Raw genomic sequence first — 16,520 nt, forward strand, 5'->3', positions numbered from 1 at the left:
ATCGCGCGGACAAAAAGGAAGGGCGCCTTGCGGCGCCCTTCTGCTTTCCACGGTCATGCGGCCAGGGTCAGAAGCCGCCGCCGAAAGTGAACTGCAGGCGCTCGATCTCGTCGCCCTCCTTCTTCTTGAAGGGGTAGGCGTAGCTGATCGAGATCGGACCGACCGGGGCGCGCCACAGCAGGGCCACGCCGGCCGAGGCACGCAGCTCGCCGGTGTCGAACTCGTCCACGCCGTTGAACACGTTGCCGAAGTCGACGAAGGCCGAGACGCGCGCGGCGTTGCTGTCGAACAGCTTCGGGAACACCATTTCCAGCTGGCCGACGGTCTTCAGCGAGCCACCCAGCGCCTGGCCGCGGTAGCCGGCGATGACTTCCGAGCGCGGGCCCAGGGTGTTGTCGCGGAAGCCACGCACCGAGCGGGTACCACCGGCGTAGAAGTTCTCGAAGAACGGCAGGCCGGAGGCGGAGACGGTCTTGCGGTAGTCCGACGAATCCGGGAGGCACGGGCTGGACGGCGCGTCGCCCGGCACCCAGGTGTCGGCCTTGCCGTCGCCGTCGGTGTCGACCAGGCTCGGCGGGGTGTAGCAGAGGTTGCGGACGGTGTCGCTGCCGTAGCTGTCGCCGTAGCCCAGGTCCAGGCCGGTGCGCAGCACGAAGGCCGGGCTGAGCTGCCAGTAGCGCGAGAACTCGTAGTTGATCTTGTAGTACTCGGCGGTCGAACCCGGCAGGGTCGTCTCCAGGCCCAGGCGCTGGTAGGTGCCGCGCGTCGGCATGAAGAAGTCGTTGCGGGTGTCGCGCGCCCAGCCCAGTTCGGTGCGCCAGGCGTGGAAGGTGCGCTGGCCGACCGCGTCGAGGTAGTCGACGATCGACTGCGGGGTGTAGCCGGACCAGGCCTGGATCTGGTTGCTGTCGATGCCGAACAGCAGCGAGACCGAGCTGTGCTCGGTGATCGGCAGGCCGAGCACGGTCTGTACCGCGGCGTTGGTGCTGTTGTACTGGGCGGTGTTGAAGTCCGAGTAGTCCAGCTCGCGCCACCAGACGTTGTAGCCCAGCGACACGCCTTCGTCGGTGAAGAACGGATTGACGTAGGAGAACGCATAGCGCTGCAGGTAGTCGCTGCGCTGCGCCTCGACCGACACGCGGTTGCCGCCGCCGAGGAAGTTGTTCTGCGACAGCTGGATCGACGCGGTCATGCCGGCCAGCTGCGAGTAGCCGATGCCGAACACGAAGCTGCCGGAGGTGGTCTCCTTGACGTTGAACACCACGTCGACCTGGTCGCCGCTGCCGGGGACCTGCGGGGTCTCGACCTCGACCGTCTCGAAGTAGCCGAGGCGGCGCAGGCGCACGGTGGAGCGGTCGATCGCCGCCTGCGAGTACCAGGAGTTCTCGAACTGGCGCATCTCGCGGCGCAGGACCTCGTCGGCGGTGCGCGAGTTGCCCTTGAACACGATCCGGCGCACGTTGACGCGCGGGCCCGGCATCACCTGCAGGTTGATCGCCACGGTGCGGTCGGCGCGGTTCGGGGTCGGCACCGGGTTCACCCGGGCGAACGCGTAGCCGATGTTGCTCAGGGTATTGGTGATGGCGTCGGCGCTGGCTTCCAGCAGCACGCGCGAGAAGGTGTCGCCGGCCTTCGGGATCACCATGCGCTCGACCACGTCCTGCGGCAGGATGGTGTCGCCGGTGACCTTGATCTCGGAGATCTTGTAGATCTCGCCCTCGGTGACCGAGGTGCTGAGGTACATCTCGCGCTTGTCGGGGCTGATCGAGACCTGGGTGGAGTCGATGTTGAAGTCGACGTAGCCGCGGTCCAGGTACCAGGAGTTCAGCTTCTCCATGTCGCCGGAGAGCTTCTCCTTGGAGTACTGGTCGTCGCGGCGGTACCAGGACAGCCACGAGCTTTCCTTGGACTCCCAGCTGTCCAGGATCTGCTCATTGTCGAAGGTGTCGGCGCCGACCAGGTTGACGTGGCGGATCTTGGCTGCCTTGCCTTCCTTGACGTCGATGGTCACGTCCACGCGGTTGCGGTCCAGCGGGCTGACCGTGGGCGTGATCTGGACGTTGTACTTGCCGCGGTTGTTGTACTGGCGGGTCAGTTCCTGGGTAACGCGGTCCAGGGCCAGGCGGTCGAAGGTCTCGCCTTCGGACAGGCCGATGTCCTTCAGGCCGCGCAGCAGGTCCTCGCTCTTGATGTCCTTGTTGCCGGTCAGCGTGAGCTTGTTGATCGCCGGGCGCTCGGTCACGGTGATCACCAGGATGTCGCCCTGGCGGTCCACGCGCACGTCCTCGAAGAAGCCGGTGCGGTACAGGGCGCGCACGGTCTCGCCGGCGCGGCCCTGGTCCAGGACCTCGCCGCGCTCGACCGGCAGGTAGGTGAACACGGTGCCGGCCGCGATGCGCTGCAGCCCGTCGATGCGGATGTCCGCGACGGTGAACGGCTCGGCCGTCTGCGCCATCGCCGACAGGCTCAGGGACGAGGCGAGGGCGAGGGCGAGCAGGCGGCGAACGGGGAATCGCGTCATGTCACATCCGGTGGAAAACAGGTAACGGGGGCAGGATCGCCGGCGCCGGGCGCCGGTGGTCGTCAGGGTCATCGCGGGAGCAGGCCTAGCAGGTCGTTGTAGAAGGCCAGGCCCATCAGCCCCGCCAGCAACGCCAGGCCGACGTACTGGCCGGCGGCCATCGCCCGCTCGCTCAGCGGACTGCCCTTGATCAACTCGATCGAATAATACAGGAGGTGGCCGCCGTCCAAGATCGGGATCGGCAGCAGGTTGATGATGGCCAGGCTCAGCGAGAGCAGGGCCAGGAAGTACAGGAACCAGTCGGCGCCGCGCTTGGCCGAGGCGTTGGCGGCACGGGCGATGGTGACCGGGCCGGACAGGTTCTTGACCGAGGCCTCGCCGGTGACCATGCGCCGCATCATGCCCAGCGAATCGACCGCCAGGCGGCCGGTCTCGCGCAGCGCGGCCGGGACCGCGGCCAGCGGGCCGAAACGCTGCACCGCGTCGTAGGCGGGGGCCTGGGGCGCGGCCAGGCTGATGCCCAGCTCCCACATGCCGTTGCGGGCCGGATCGGTGGCACGGCGGGGCTCCAGCTCCAGCGCCAGGCGCTCGCCGTCGCGCTCGACCTCGACCATGCCCGGGCCGCCGCGCTCGCCCAGCTGCTGGATGAGCGGGGAGATCTCATCGGCGGAGATCACCGGGGCGCCGTCCACGGCCAGCACCAGGTCGCCGGCCTGCAGGGCGCCGGCGGCGGCGCCATCGGTGCGGACCTGGTCGATCCGCGGCGGGGCCAGCAGGAAGTGCCAGGTCAGGCCGGCCTGCTCGGGCAGGCGGCGTTCGTCGACCACCTCCGGCAGCCGCGACAGGCGCAGGGTCCGCTCGGCGATGGCGCCGGCCGGGTCCTCGACCTTGACCGGGATGTCGCGGCGGTCCAGGGCCGGGGCGGCCAGGGCCAGGGTGGCCTCGGTCCAGGTCGCGACCCGGCGGCCGTCGACCTCCACCAGGCGGTCGCCGCGCTGGAGGCCGGATTCGGCGGCCACGCCGTCGACCCGTCCCAGCAGCGGGGCGTAGTCCTGGCGGCCGACCATGAACATGACCCACAGCAGGGCCACGCACAGCAGCAGGTTGGCGGCCGGGCCGGCGGCCACGATCGCGATCCGGCTCCATACGCCCTGGCGGTTGAAGGCATGGGCCTGGCGGGTGACCGGGACCTCGCCCTCGCGCTCGTCCAGCATCTTCACGTAGCCGCCCAGCGGGATGGCGGCGATCGCGAACTCGGTACCGTGGCGGTTGTAGCGCGACCACAGCGGCTTGCCGAAGCCCACCGAGAAGCGCAGCACGTCCACCCCGCAGCGGCGGGCGACCCAGTAGTGGCCGAACTCGTGGAAGGTGACCAGCACCCCGAGGCTGACGACCAGCCACCAGACAGAGCCCAGGAAGTCACCCATGGCGGGCGTCCTGGGGCGGCGTGGCTGGGGCACCGCCGGGGGAACGGTGTTCGATCATCTGGCGGGTCACTCGGCGTGCATCCGCGTCGGCCTGCAGCAGCGCCTCCAGGGAGGTGGCGGGCGCGGCGGGCAGTGCGGCGAGGGCGTCCTCGACCAGCGCGGGAATGGCTAGGAAACCCACGCGGCCCTGAAGAAAGGCTGAAACCGCCTCCTCGTTGGCGGCGTTGAGCACCGCGGGGGCGGTTCCGCCGGCTTCCATCGCCCCGCGGGCCAGGCCCAGGCAGGGGAAGGCGTCCATGTCCGGCGCCTCGAACTCCAGCCGGCCCTGGCTGAGCAGGTCCAGCCCGGCCACGCCGGATTCGATCCGTTCCGGCCAGCCCAGGCCAACTGCCAGCGCCGTGCGCATGTCCGGCAGGCCGAGCTGGGCGAGGGTGGAGCCGTCCACGTATTCGACCAGGGCATGGACCAGGCTCTGCGGGTGGACCAGCACGTCGATCCGCGACCCGGGCAGGCCGAACAGATGGTGGGCCTCGATCACTTCCAGGCCCTTGTTCATCAGGGTGGCCGAGTCGACCGAGATCTTCGGCCCCATCGACCACTTGGGATGGGCCACGGCCTGGGCCGGGGTGACCTCGGCCAGCGAGGCATGGCTGCGACCGCGGAACGGGCCGCCGGAGGCGGTCAGCACGATCCGGCGCACGCCGGTGTCGCGGCAGGAGCGCAGGCACTGGAACACCGCGCTGTGTTCGCTGTCGATCGGCACGATCTCGGCGCCGGCCTCGCGGACGGCGGCCATGACCAGCTCGCCGGCCAGGACCAGGGATTCCTTGTTGGCCAGCAGCAGGCGCTTGCCGGCGCGGGCCGCGGCCAGGGTCGAGCCCAGTCCGGCGGCACCGACGATGGCGGCGACCACGGTGTCGCAGTCGGGCCCGGCGGCCAGCGCCTGCAGGGCCTCGTCGCCGGCATGGGCGCGGGTATCCAGGCCGGCCTCGCGCAGCCCGTCGCGCAGGCGCGGGTACAGGGCCGGGTCGGCGATCACCGCGTGTTCGGGGCGGTGCGCGACGCACAGCTGCAGCAGGGCATCGACCCGGCCGCCGGCTGCGAGGACGGTGGCACGCATGCGCTGCGGATGGCGGGCGATGACATCGAGCGCGGAGGTGCCGATGGAGCCGGTGGCTCCGAGGACCGCGACCCGGCGGATGTCGGCGGGGGAGGACATGCAGGCGATCCCGTTCAGAACCCGGCGATTTCCTTGCCGATGGCGAACACCGGCAGGGCCGCCAGCACGCCGTCGATGCGGTCGAGCACGCCACCGTGGCCCGGGATCAGGTCACCGGAATCCTTCACCCCGGCCTGGCGCTTGAGCAGGCTCTCGACCAGGTCGCCGACGATGGAGAACAGGGTGGCGACCAGGGCGACCAGGGCCACGGCCGGCCACTGCGGCACGCCGGCTCCGGCCAGCCAGCCGAAGCCGATGGCCGCGGCGATGCCGGCGACCACGCCGCCCGCTGCGCCCTCGACGGTCTTGTTGGGGCTGATGGTCGGGGCCAGCTTGCGCCGGCCCAGGTAGCGCCCGGCGAAGTAGGCGCCGGTGTCCGCCGCCCAGACCAGGGCCAGCGCGGCCAGCAGCCAGCGATGGGCCAGCGGCTCGGCCTCGCTGCCGAGGGCGGCGAAGCCGTCCGAATGCACCAGGCACAGCGCGCACCAGGCCGGGACCACGGCCAGGGTGCCGGCGGCCAGCTTGAGGGCGCGGTTGCCGGGGCGGTCGGCGGCGCCGAAGCCCGGCCGCCACAGCCACAGCAGGGACAACACCCAGCCGCCGGCGCCAGCCAGGGTGGCCAGCTGGAACAGGACCGGGGAGAAGCCGGTGTCGCTGCGCGACGCCCAGACCAGCAGGACCATCAGCAGCAGGTTCAGGCCCACCAGCACGGTGCGCGGCAGGCTGTCGTCGACGCCGGCCAGCTTCAGCCACTCCCACAGGCCGGTGAGCATCACCAGGGCGGCGACAGCCGCCAGCCACGGGGTCGGCAGCAGCAGGATGGCGGCGATGGCCGTCGGGGCCATGACCAGGGCGGCGATGACGCGGGTACGGGTCATGCGGAGGTCTCCGCGGCGATCTGCGCGCTGGTGAGGCCGAAGCGGCGCTCGCGCCGGCCGAAGTCGTCGAGGGCGTGTTGCAGCACCTTGGCGTCCACGTCCGGCCACAGGGTGTCGGTGAACCACAGCTCGGTGTACGCAAGCTGCCAGAGCAGGAAGTTGCTGATGCGGTGGTCGCCGCCGGTGCGGATGAACAGGTCCGGCGGCGGCAGGTCGGACAGGGCGACATGGGCGGACATCGCCGCCTCGTCGATCTGCTCCGGGTCCAGGCGGCCGGCGGCCACTTCCCGGGCCAGGGCGCGGGCGGCGACGGCGATGTCCTGGCGGCCGCCGTAGCTGGCGGCCACCGCCAGTTCCAGGCGGCTGTTGCCGGCGGTCTGGGCCTCGGCGGCGGCCATGCGCTCGCGGATTTTCGGTGCGAAGCGCTCGCGGTCACCGATGAAGCGCAGGCGCACGCCACGCTTGTCCAGGGCGCCGACCTCGCGTTCCAGCGCGCCGAGGAACAGCTTCATCAGCGCGTTGACTTCCTCTTCCGGCCGGCCCCAGTTCTCGCTGGAGAAGGCGAACAGGGTCAGCGCGTCGATCCCGTGCGCGAGGCAGAAGTCGATCGTGCGCTCGGCCGCGCGCGCACCGGCACGGTGGCCGACGACGCGCGGGCGCCGCCGGCGCTGCGCCCAGCGCCCGTTGCCATCCATGATGATGGCCAGGTGGCGGGGTACCGCTGGGCGGGCAGGTGCTGTCATGAGGGTCATGCGGTAGGCAGACCGCTCAGACCGCCATCAGTTCCTGTTCCTTGGCCTTGACCACCTCGTCGACGTCCTTGATCGCCTTGTCGGTGATCTTCTGGATGTCGTCCTCGGCGCGGCGCACGTCGTCCTCGGTGACCTGCTTTTCCTTCAGCAGGTCCTTGACCTGCTGGTTGGCGTCGCGGCGGACGTTGCGGATCGCGACCTTGGCGTCCTCGCCCTCGCTGGCGACGACCTTGGCCAGGTCGCGGCGGCGCTCCTCGGTCAGGGCCGGCAGGTTCAGGCGGATGGTGGTGCCGGCGGTGTTCGGGGTCAGGCCCAGGTCCGAGGCCAGGATGGCCTTCTCGATCGGGCCGACCATCGACTTGTCCCACGGGGTGATGACCAGCGAGCGCGCGTCGGACACGGACACGGCGGCCACCTGCGACAGCGGGACGTCGCTGCCGTAGGCGCTGACCCGGATGGTGTCGACCAGGCCGGTCGAGGCGCGGCCGGTGCGGACCTTGACGAGGTTGTGGCGCAGGGCCTCGATGCTCTTGGCCATGCGGGCCTGCGCGTCTTGCTTGATTTCGTTGATCATCGCCGTGTTTCCTGGTGGAGCCGAATCGGCCGATTATACGGGTAATACCGCGGCTGGCCCCGTGGGCCGGAAGCCGTTGGGCGGGCGGTAATGAAAAGGGCCGCGCAAGCGCGGCCCTTCGGGTGGTCCAGGGGCGTCCGGCTCAGCGGCGGGCGCGGACCAGGGTGCCGATCGGCTCGCCGCGCAGGATCGCCATCAGGTTGCCCGGCACGGACATGTCATAGACCCGCAGCGGGATGCCGTGGTCGCGGCACAGGGCGAAGGCGGCAGTGTCCATGACCTGCAGGTCGCGGGCGATGACCTCGTTGTGGTCCAGCTCCTCGAAGCGCACGGCGTCGGAGAACTTCTTCGGGTCCTTGTCGTACACGCCGTCGACCTTGGTGGCCTTGAGCAGCAGGTCGGCGTTGATCTCGATCGCGCGCAGCGCGGCGGCCGAGTCGGTGGTGAAGAACGGGTTGCCGGTGCCGGCGGCGAAGATCGCGATGCGGCCCTTCTCCAGGTGGCGCACGGCGCGGCGGCGGATGTAGTCCTCGCACACGTCGTTGATCTTGATCGCGCTCATCACCCGGACCTTGCCGCCGAGCTTCTCCAGCGCGTCCTGCATGGCCAGGGCGTTGATCACCGTGGCCAGCATGCCCATCTGGTCGCCGGTCACCCGGTCCATGCCGCCGGCGGCCAGGCCGGCGCCGCGGAAGATGTTGCCGCCGCCGATCACCAGGGCGACCTCGGCACCCGCCTGGCGGGCCTCCATCACCTCGCCGGCGATGCGGTTGATCATCGCCGGGTCGATGCCGTAGTCCTCCGACCCCATCAGCGCTTCTCCCGAGAGTTTCAGCAGGATTCGGCGATGGGCGAGTTCGGACATGGAGGGCCTCGGGGGTAGGGTGGGCAAACGCGGGGATTCTAGCGGAAACCCCGGCGACCGTCCCCACGATTTTTCACTGCCCGTGCTGTCCGACCTGGTTGCGGCCGCGGCGCTTGGCCAGGTACAGGGCCTGGTCGGCCGCCTGCACCAGGCTGCGCGGGCAGGTGAACTGGCCATGCTCGCCGTCGCGGGTGGCCACGCCGGCGGAGAAGGTCACGTACAGCGGGTGGCCGTCGACCACCGCCATCGGCGTGCGCGCGGTCTCGTCGAGGATGCGCTGCAGCACGCGGGTGGCGGCGGCCTCGTTGGAATGGGCCAGCACCACCAGGAATTCCTCGCCGCCGTAGCGGGCGACCAGGTCGGTGCTGCGCAGCATGCGCTGCAGGGTCTGGGCGAACTGGCGCAGGACCTGGTCGCCGACGAGGTGGCCATGGCGGTCGTTGATCTGCTTGAAGTCGTCCAGGTCGACGAAGGCGATCGACAGCGGGTGCCCGGCCGCGACGGCGGCCGAGAACTCGCGCTCCAGCGCCTCCTCCAGCTGCATGCGGTTGTACACGCCGGTCAGCGGGTCGCGCCGGGCCTGCTCGGTGAGGTTGCGGATGTGCTCGCGCGAGGCGTCGGCCTCGCGCCGGGCACGGGCGGTCTCCTGGATCTCGCGCAGGTTGCGCAGGACCAGCAGCTCGCGGGCCTGCTCGATGATCGCCTGCAGGTGCGCCGGCTGGACGATGCGCATGTCGAACAGCGCGCCGAAGCCCTGCGCGGCCGAGGCCATCTGCGCCAGCAGGCTGTCCAGGGTGCCGGGGCCACCGACGCCGCCGGCCTGGATCCGGGCCGCGGCGGCGGTGCGCAGGGCGCCGTCGTCGTCGCCCTCGGCCAGCCACAGGGTTGCGACCGCGCCGGAAGCGTAGACGCAGCCCTCGAACGTGCTGGACGGCTCCGGCGAGCCCTCGCTGGTGGCGATGGCGTTGCACAGGTAGCCCGGCAGCTGCCAGCGCCGGGCCAGCCAGGCGCCGGCCTCGGCATGGTCGCCGCCGAATACCTCGCGTTCGCGCTCCGGAGTGACCGGGATGCGGCCGCCATCGCGCAGCGCCAGCCAGGCGTCGGGGCGGGCCTGGAGCATGGCCAGGGCGCCGATGTCCTGCAGCAGGCCGGCCAGCATCAGGTCTTCCAGCTTGTCCAGGCCGGCCTGTTCGCCCAGCAGGCGGGCAGCCAGGGCGGCCAGCACGCTGTGCTTCCACAGCCGCTCCTGCTCGGCGGCGGCGCTGTCGATGGCGCGCAGGCCGCGGGCCAGGGAGAAGCCCAGGGCCAGGCTGAGGGTGGCGTTGAGGCCCAGCATGGTGGTGGCCTGGGCGAGGGTTTCGACCCGGCGGCGGCCGGCGTAGAGCGGGGAATTGGCGACCCGCATCAGGCGGGCGCTGAGCGCCGGGTCCATGGCGATGACGCTGGCGGCGGCGCCGAGGTCGACGTCCGGATCCTGGGCGAGCTCGATGATCTGCAGCGCGATCGCCGGCGGCGAGGGCAGGTTGCGGCAATGCAGGAGGCTGGATTCGAGGTCCGGGTGCATCGTCTCTGGCTGTCAGGTTGGGCCTGTCGCCGTGGAGTGGGGTCCCACGGAACCGTCAGGGCGGGGCGCGCGCGACACGCGGCCTGCCTCCGGAACGGTTATCGGCGGGCTAGCGCCAGCCTTTAACGCGGAAAGCCGCGGGATGACCGCGGCTTTCCGGGACCAGCCTGTGGAGGCGATGGATCAGGCCAGGCCGGCCTGCTTCATCACTTCGGCGGCGAAGTCGTCTTCCTTCTTCTCGATGCCCTCGCCGACGGCCAGGCGGTCGAAGCGCAGGACTTCGGCGCCGGCGGCCTTCAGCGCCTGCTCGACGGTCTGGTTGGTGTCCAGCACGTACGGCTGGCCGTACAGGGTCACCTCGTTGACGATCTTGGCGATCTTGCCGGAGATGATCTTCTCCAGGATGTCGGCCGGCTTGGCCTTGTCCTTGTCGGACATCTTGGCCAGCTCGATCTCCTTCTCCTTGGCGATGAAGTCGGCCGGGACGTCGGAAGCCTTGATGTGCGGCGGGTTCATGGCCGCCACGTGCATGGCGATGCCACGGGCCAGCTCGGCGTCGCCGCCCTTGAGCTCGACCAGCACGCCGATGCGGCCGCCGTGCACGTAGGCAGCCACGTTCTCGGCGCTGTCGATGGCGACCAGGCGACGGACCTGCACGTTCTCGCCGACCTTGGCGATGACGGCGGCGCGGGCTTCCTCGATGGTCTCGCCCGAGGCGATCTTCGCGGCCTTCAGGGCCTCGGCGTCGGCGGCGCCGGAGGCCAGGGCGGCCTGGGCGACGGCGTCGGTGAAGGCCAGGAAGTTGGCGTCCTTGGCGACGAAGTCGGTCTCGGAGTTGATCTCGACCAGCACGGCCTTGCCGCCGGCCTGGGCGACCGCGATGCGGCCGTCGGCGGCCACGCGGTCGGCCTTCTTGTCGGCCTTGGCCAGGCCCGACTTGCGCAGCCACTCGGCCGCGGCGTCGATGTCGCCGTTGTTCTCGGTCAGGGCCTTCTTGCACTCCATCATGCCGGCGCCGGTGCGCTCGCGCAGTTCCTTGACCAGGGAAGCAGTGATTTCCACGGGAATTCCTCTTTAACGGGATGAAGGTGGCTCCGCGGTCGCGGAGCGGGGGAGGACCGTCGCGCATGCCTGCGCGGGATGGCCCGCCCTGTCGCGGGCCGGCCGTCGCCGGTGGCCCGCGGAGGGGTGGCGGCCGCGCGGGGCGGCCGCCGGGTGCGGCTTACTCGGCCGCGGCGGCCTCGCCTTCCTCGGCCTTGCCCTTGCGCGGACCCTTCTTGGCCGGGGCGCGGCGGGCGCCCTTGGCCTCTTCGCCCTCGGCGAAGTCGGACTCGGTCACGGTGGCGGCGTGCGGGGCGGCAGCCTTGCCTTCCAGGACCGCGTCGGCGGCGGCGCGGGCGTACAGCTGGACGGCGCGGATGGCGTCGTCATTGCCCGGGATGGCGTAGTCGACCAGGTTGGGGTCGTAGTTGGTGTCGACGACGGCGACCACCGGGATGCCGAGCTTCTTGGCTTCCTTGATGGCGATGTCCTCGTGGCCGATGTCGATCACGAACAGGGCGTCGGGCAGGCGGTTCATGTCCTTGATGCCGCCCAGCGAGGCTTCCAGCTTGTCGCGCTCGCGGCGCAGGCCCAGCACTTCGTGCTTGACCAGCTTCTCGAAAGTGCCGTCGGTCTCGGCGGCCTCGAGCTCCTTCAGGCGGGAGACCGACTGCTTCACGGTGCGGAAGTTGGTCAGGGTGCCGCCCAGCCAGCGCTGGGTCATGTACGGCATGCCGCAACGCTCGGCCTCTTCCTTCATGGCGTCGCGCGCGCTGCGCTTGGTGCCCAGGAACAGGATGGTGCCGCGCTTCTGGGCGATGCCCGAGATGAAGTTCATCGCGTCCTGGAACAGCGGGACGGTCTTCTCGAGGTTGATGATGTGGATCTTGCCGCGGGCGCCGAAGATGTACGGACCCATCTTCGGGTTCCAGTAACGGGTCTGGTGGCCGAAGTGGACGCCGGCTTCCAGCATCTGGCGCATGGTGATCTGGGGCATTGCAGAACTCCTGGCAGTGGAACCCTCCGCGGCCGTCTTTCGGCAAGGTGCGGGCGCCCCGGCAGGTCGCCGTGGGCATGGGTTCCGGGGTTGGGCCTCCCTGGCGCTTCCGTGGCCGAACCTGTCTGGCAGGCACCCCGGCACGGGCTTTGGCGTCAGGTGTGTATTCGCCGGCCGGGACGGTGCCCGGAACCCTGCGCCCGGCGTGGGCGTCCCCCTGGTGGGGGCAAACAGAGACGCGGAAGTATAGCCGGCCGGGAGGGGGCGGGCAAACCGGCCCCCCGGGGCGGGACGCGGCGTCCCGCGGGAAGGGCCGGACGGGCGGCCCGCGGGGCGCGGAATGCGCGATAATCCCCGCCATGACCGTGCACCTCAAGACCCCCGAAGAAATCGAGAAGATGCGCATCGCCGGCCGCCTGGCCGCCGAGGTGCTGGAAATGATCACCCCGTACGTGAAGCCGGGCGTGAGCACCGAGGAACTGGACCGCATCTGCCACGACCACATCGTGAAGGTGCAGGGCGCGATCCCGGCCAACGTCGGCTACCGCGGCTATCCCAAGACCACCTGCATCTCGGTCAACAACGTCATCTGCCATGGCATCCCGAGCGAAGCCAAGGTCCTGAAGGACGGCGACATCGTCAACATCGACGTCACCGTGATCAAGGACGGCTGGCACGGCGACACCAGCCGCATGTACTACGCCGGCACCCCTTCGGTGATGGCGCGGCGCCTGGTCGAGACCACGTTCGAGGCGATGTGGCGCGGCATCCGCGCGGTCAGGCCGGGCGCGACCCTGGGCGACGTCGGCCACGCGATCCAGGCCTACGCCGAATCCGAGCGTTTCTCGGTGGTGCGCGAGTACTGCGGCCACGGCATCGGCAAGGTCTACCACGACGAGCCGCAGGTGCTGCACTACGGCCGCCCGGGCGAGGGCCTGGTGCTGAAGCCGGGCATGACCTTCACCATCGAGCCGATGATCAACGAGGGCACCCGCTACACCCGCGTGCTGCCCGACGGCTGGACCGTGGTCACCAAGGACCGCAAGCTCTCCGCGCAGTGGGAGCACATGGTGGCCGTGACCGAGGACGGGGTCGACGTGCTGACGCTGGCGGAAGGCCAGCTGCCACCGGCGTGAGCGCGCCCGGCCTGGTGGACGGGGCTGGCGCCGGCATAGCCAGCGACGCCGACTGGGCCGCCGCCGCCCGCGGGCAGCTCTCCGTCGCCGACGCCCGGCTGGCCCGCCGCTACGGGCCCGAATGCGACATGGACCGCCTGCTCGCGCTACGCGCGCGGGCGGTCGACCTGCTCCTGCGCCAGGCCTGGGCGCGCTGCCTGCCGGCTGTTTCCGGCCTGGCCATGTTCGCGGTCGGTGGCTACGGCCGCGGCGAACTGTTCCCGCGCTCGGACATCGACCTGCTGGTGCTGGGCGAGGCCGATGCGCAGCGCGCCCACGAGGCCGCGCTCTCGCGGTTCTTCGCCCTGGTCTGGGACGTCGGCCTGCCGGTCGGCCATGCCGTGCGTTCGGCGGCCGAATGCACCGCCGCGGCCGCCGACCAGACGGTGATGACCGCGCTGCTGGAGGCGCGCCCGCTGGTGGCCGACGCCGCCGCGCAGGCGGCCCTGGCCGCGGCGATCGCCCCGGACCGGGTGTGGCCGCCGCGCGAGTTCTTCCTGGCCAAGCGCGAGGAGCTGCAGGCGCGGCACCGGCGCTTCGGCGACACCTCCGACAACCTCGAACCGAACATCAAGGACGGCCCGGGCGGCCTGCGCGACCTGCACACCCTGGGCTGGATGGCGCTGCGCGCCTTCGGCGTCAGCGACCTGGAGGCGGTGGTCGAGCTCGGCCACCTCGGCCCGGACGAGGCCGCCGCACTGGCGCGCGAGCGCCGCGCGCTGGGTCGCCTGCGCTTCGGCCTGCACCTTGTCGCCGGGCGCCCCGAGGAGCGGCTGGGCTTCGACTACCAGAAGCTGCTGGCGGAGCGCCTGGGCCTGCAGGACGACGACCACAGCCTCGCGGTCGAGAAGATGATGCAGGGCTTCTACCGCAGCGCCGCGATCGTGCGCCGGATCAGCGACCGGCTGCTGCAGCGCTTCGAGGAGACCTTCGACGGCGAGGCCGAGGCGGTCCCGCTGAACCCCGACTTCGGCCTCAAGCGCGGCTACCTGGCCGCCGCGGCGCCGTACTGGCCGGAGGGCGACCTGCGCGAGGTGCTGGGCCTGTTCTCGACCTGGGCGGCAGACCCCGAGATCCGCGGCCTGCACTCGCGTACCGCCCGCGCCCTGGCCGAGGCACTGCCGCGCCTGCCGGCTTACACCGAGGCCGGTCCGGCCGCGCGCGCCCGCTTCATGGCGCTGCTGCGCGGCCCGCGCCCGGTCGAGACCTTGACCCGGCTGGCGCGCCTGGGCGTGCTGGGCCAGTACCTGCCGGCGTTCGCGCAGGTCTCCGGGCGCATGCAGTTCGACCTGTTCCACGCCTACACGGTGGACCAGCACACGCTGATGGTGCTCCGGAACATGGCCGGCTTCGCCAGCGGCCAGGCCGACGAGCGCTTCTCCATCACCCACGAGGTGTGGCCGCGGCTGCGCAAGCCGGAGCTGCTGCTGCTGGCCGGCCTGTTCCACGACATCGCCAAGGGCCGCGGCGGCGACCATTCCGAGCTGGGTGCGGTCGACGCGCGCGGGTTCTGCGCCGCGCACGGGCTCAGCGAATCCGACACCGGCCTGGTGGCCTGGCTGGTCGAGCAGCACCTGCGCATGTCGGTCACCGCGCAGAAGCAGGACATCGCCGATCCGGAGGTGGTGCGCCGCTTCGCCATCCTGGTCGGCGACCGCGAGCGCCTGGACTACCTGTACCTGCTGACCTGCGCCGACATCGCCGGTACCAGCCCGAAGGTCTGGAACGCCTGGAAGGACCGTCTGCTGGCCGACCTCTACCTGGCCACCCGGCGCATGCTGCGCGAGGGCCTGGAGGCGCCGCTGGACGTGGAGGCGAGGGTGGCCGAGGCGCGCGAGGAGACCCGCGTCCTGGTCCGGGACATGGGCCTGGACGACGCCACCATCGACCGCCAGTTCGCGCAGATGCCCGACGAGGCCTTCCTGCGCTTCCGCCCCGAGCAGCTGGCGTGGCAGACCGCGCTGCTGGTGGACGTGCACATGGGCGACACCCGGGTCGCGGCGAGGCGCCTGGCCGGCTCGGGCACCGCGCTGGAGGTGTTCGTGCACTCGCCCGACCGCGACGGCCTGTTCGCCGCGATCGTGGCCACCCTGGACCGCCACGGCTACGGCATCCACCAGGCGCGCGTGCTGATGGGCCCGCACGGCACCGTGTTCGATACCTTCGAGGTGCTGCCGGCCGACAGCTTCGCCAGTGGCGATCCGGCTCAGCTGGAAGCGGCGCTGCGCGATGCGCTGTCCGGCGAGCTGGACCGGGTGCGCGCCACCCGCCGCGCCACGCCGCGCCAGCTGCGGCATTTCCGCTTCACCCCGAAGGTCGAATTCAACACCACCGCCGACGGCCGCCGCAGCCTGATCTCGCTGGTCTGCCCGGACCGCCCGGGCCTGCTGGCCGAGGTGGCGCTGGCACTACGCGCCTGCAGGCTGCGCGTGCACGACGCGCGCATCGCAACCTTCGGCGAGCGCGCCGAGGACCTTTTCCAGATCACCGACGAGCACGACCGGCCGCTGGACGAGGCCGCGCAGGAATGCCTGCGTGGCGAACTCCGCAAGCGGCTGGACCCCGACAGCACAGGAGCTGCACGCTGATGGCAACGACGCCCAAGAAGACCCCCGCCGCCCGCAAGCCCGCCGCGCCGCGCAAGCGCGCCGCCGTGGCCACCGAGAAGCCGGGCCTGGCCGAGCTGCGGTTCTCGATCGAGGACGCGTTCGAGCGCCGCGCCAACCTCACCCTGGACGAGATCGACGGCTCCACCCGCCCGCTGGTGGAGCGCGCGATCAGCGGCCTGGAGAGCGGCGAATTCCGCGTCGCCGAGCCGGACGGCAACGGCGGCTGGCAGGTCAACGAATGGCTGAAGAAGGCCGTGCTGCTGTACTTCCGGGTCAACGACATGGTCGTCATGGAAGGCGCGCCCGGCCCGTTCTGGGACAAGGTGCCGCTGCGCTTCCAGGGCTACGGCGAGGCCGAGTTCCGCAAGCTGGGCGTGCGCGTAGTGCCGGGCACCGTGGCCCGCCGCGGCAGCTATTTCGGCAAGGACGTGGTGCTGATGCCGAGCTTCGTCAACATCGGCGCGCACGTGGGCGAGGGCACCATGGTCGATACCTGGGCCACGGTCGGGTCCTGCGCCCAGGTCGGCAAGCACTGCCACATCTCCGGCGGCGCCGGCATCGGCGGCGTGCTCGAGCCGCTGCAGGCCAGCCCGACCATCATCGAGGACCACTGCTTCATCGGTGCGCGCTCGGAAGTGGTCGAGGGCGTCGTCGTCGGCCACCACAGCGTGATCGGCATGGGCGTGTTCATCGGCCAGTCCACCCGCATCTACAACCGCGCCACCGGCGAGATCAGCTACGGCTACGTGCCGCCGGGCAGCGTGGTGGTGTCCGGCTCGCTGCCGGCCGCCGACGGTTCGCACTCGCTGTACTGCGCGGTGATCGTCAAGCAGGTGGACGCGAAGACCCGCGCCAAGACAAGCATCAACGAGCTGCTGCGCGGCTGACCTTGCCGATC

At 71.0% G+C, this 16,520-nt stretch carries 13 protein-coding genes; 3 read left to right on the plus strand and 10 right to left on the minus strand.

Annotation, left to right across the window (positions count from 1 at the left end; translation table 11 throughout):
* Nucleotides 1-67: 67 nt before the first annotated feature.
* The 10 genes from bamA to rpsB all read right to left on the minus strand — a co-directional run bounded on the left by bamA (nt 68) and on the right by rpsB (nt 11,838).
* The gene (gene bamA / locus PSESU_RS04480; RefSeq protein ID WP_041763839.1) at nt 68-2,521 is read right to left on the minus strand and encodes an outer membrane protein assembly factor BamA; all 2,454 of its coding nucleotides are present in this window, start codon (nt 2,519-2,521) and stop codon (nt 68-70) included.
* Nucleotides 2,522-2,589: 68 nt separating this feature from the next.
* On the minus strand, nt 2,590-3,948 hold the full coding sequence (gene rseP / locus PSESU_RS04485; protein ID WP_013534581.1) for an RIP metalloprotease RseP: 1,359 nt from the start codon (nt 3,946-3,948) through the stop codon (nt 2,590-2,592).
* Nucleotides 3,941-5,167, minus strand: coding sequence for a 1-deoxy-D-xylulose-5-phosphate reductoisomerase (locus PSESU_RS04490; protein WP_013534582.1), 1,227 nt, complete (start codon nt 5,165-5,167; stop codon nt 3,941-3,943). The genes rseP and PSESU_RS04490 overlap by 8 nt, the downstream gene beginning before the upstream one ends.
* A 14-nt stretch (nt 5,168-5,181) precedes the next feature.
* Nucleotides 5,182-6,045: a phosphatidate cytidylyltransferase gene (locus PSESU_RS04495; RefSeq protein ID WP_013534583.1), complete on the minus strand. Its 864-nt coding sequence runs from the start codon at nt 6,043-6,045 to the stop codon at nt 5,182-5,184.
* Complete coding sequence (gene uppS, locus PSESU_RS04500) at nt 6,042-6,788, minus strand: polyprenyl diphosphate synthase (RefSeq protein WP_041763841.1); 747 nt, start codon at nt 6,786-6,788, stop codon at nt 6,042-6,044. Before uppS ends, PSESU_RS04495 begins: the two co-directional genes overlap by 4 nt.
* A 25-nt stretch (nt 6,789-6,813) precedes the next feature.
* Nucleotides 6,814-7,371 carry a ribosome recycling factor gene (frr, locus tag PSESU_RS04505; protein ID WP_013534585.1) on the minus strand — a complete coding sequence of 186 codons (558 nt, stop codon included), beginning with the start codon at nt 7,369-7,371 and terminating at the stop codon, nt 6,814-6,816.
* Between the two features lie 142 nt (nt 7,372-7,513).
* Nucleotides 7,514-8,236, minus strand: coding sequence for a UMP kinase (gene pyrH, locus PSESU_RS04510; protein WP_013534586.1), 723 nt, complete (start codon nt 8,234-8,236; stop codon nt 7,514-7,516).
* A gap of 73 nt (nt 8,237-8,309) precedes the next feature.
* Nucleotides 8,310-9,800, minus strand: coding sequence for a sensor domain-containing diguanylate cyclase (locus PSESU_RS04515; protein WP_013534587.1), 1,491 nt, complete (start codon nt 9,798-9,800; stop codon nt 8,310-8,312).
* Between the two features lie 183 nt (nt 9,801-9,983).
* Nucleotides 9,984-10,862 carry a translation elongation factor Ts gene (tsf, locus tag PSESU_RS04520; RefSeq protein ID WP_013534588.1) on the minus strand — a complete coding sequence of 293 codons (879 nt, stop codon included), beginning with the start codon at nt 10,860-10,862 and terminating at the stop codon, nt 9,984-9,986.
* 160 nt (nt 10,863-11,022) lie between these two features.
* A complete protein-coding gene (rpsB, locus tag PSESU_RS04525) occupies nt 11,023-11,838 on the minus strand; it encodes a 30S ribosomal protein S2 (RefSeq protein WP_013534589.1) in 816 nt (271 codons plus the stop codon).
* Between the two features lie 359 nt (nt 11,839-12,197).
* On the opposite strand from rpsB, the gene map reads away from it, so the two are divergent.
* Genes map through dapD form a run of 3 tightly spaced genes read left to right on the plus strand, consistent with a single transcriptional unit; the run spans nt 12,198 to nt 16,509 of the window.
* The gene (gene map / locus PSESU_RS04530) at nt 12,198-12,974 is read left to right on the plus strand and encodes a type I methionyl aminopeptidase (protein ID WP_013534590.1); all 777 of its coding nucleotides are present in this window, start codon (nt 12,198-12,200) and stop codon (nt 12,972-12,974) included.
* Nucleotides 12,971-15,601, plus strand: a complete 2,631-nt coding sequence (glnD, locus tag PSESU_RS04535) for a [protein-PII] uridylyltransferase (RefSeq protein WP_013534591.1) — start codon at nt 12,971-12,973, stop codon at nt 15,599-15,601. The genes map and glnD overlap by 4 nt, the downstream gene beginning before the upstream one ends.
* Nucleotides 15,541-16,509, plus strand: a complete 969-nt coding sequence (dapD, locus tag PSESU_RS04540; protein WP_428992105.1) for a 2,3,4,5-tetrahydropyridine-2,6-dicarboxylate N-succinyltransferase — start codon at nt 15,541-15,543, stop codon at nt 16,507-16,509. The genes glnD and dapD overlap by 61 nt, the downstream gene beginning before the upstream one ends.
* Nucleotides 16,510-16,520: the final 11 nt, after the last annotated feature.

Origin of the sequence: Pseudoxanthomonas suwonensis 11-1 (genome assembly GCF_000185965.1) — a bacterium.
In the GTDB taxonomy this organism is placed as follows: domain Bacteria; phylum Pseudomonadota; class Gammaproteobacteria; order Xanthomonadales; family Xanthomonadaceae; genus Pseudoxanthomonas; species Pseudoxanthomonas suwonensis_A.

Bases quoted from the DNA above. Each gene is read 5' to 3' on its own strand.
- bamA (WP_041763839.1), bottom strand. From the start codon at position 2,521: ATGACGCGATTCCCCGTTCGCCGCCTGCTCGCCCTCGCCCTCGCCTCG.
- rseP (WP_013534581.1), bottom strand. From the start codon at position 3,948: ATGGGTGACTTCCTGGGCTCTGTCTGGTGGCTGGTCGTCAGCCTCGGG.
- PSESU_RS04490 (WP_013534582.1), bottom strand. From the start codon at position 5,167: ATGTCCTCCCCCGCCGACATCCGCCGGGTCGCGGTCCTCGGAGCCACC.
- PSESU_RS04495 (WP_013534583.1), bottom strand. From the start codon at position 6,045: ATGACCCGTACCCGCGTCATCGCCGCCCTGGTCATGGCCCCGACGGCC.
- uppS (WP_041763841.1), bottom strand. From the start codon at position 6,788: ATGACAGCACCTGCCCGCCCAGCGGTACCCCGCCACCTGGCCATCATC.
- frr (WP_013534585.1), bottom strand. From the start codon at position 7,371: ATGATCAACGAAATCAAGCAAGACGCGCAGGCCCGCATGGCCAAGAGC.
- pyrH (WP_013534586.1), bottom strand. From the start codon at position 8,236: ATGTCCGAACTCGCCCATCGCCGAATCCTGCTGAAACTCTCGGGAGAA.
- PSESU_RS04515 (WP_013534587.1), bottom strand. From the start codon at position 9,800: ATGCACCCGGACCTCGAATCCAGCCTCCTGCATTGCCGCAACCTGCCC.
- rpsB (WP_013534589.1), bottom strand. From the start codon at position 11,838: ATGCCCCAGATCACCATGCGCCAGATGCTGGAAGCCGGCGTCCACTTC.
- map (WP_013534590.1), top strand. From the start codon at position 12,198: ATGACCGTGCACCTCAAGACCCCCGAAGAAATCGAGAAGATGCGCATC.
- dapD (WP_428992105.1), top strand. From the start codon at position 15,541: ATGCCTGCGTGGCGAACTCCGCAAGCGGCTGGACCCCGACAGCACAGG.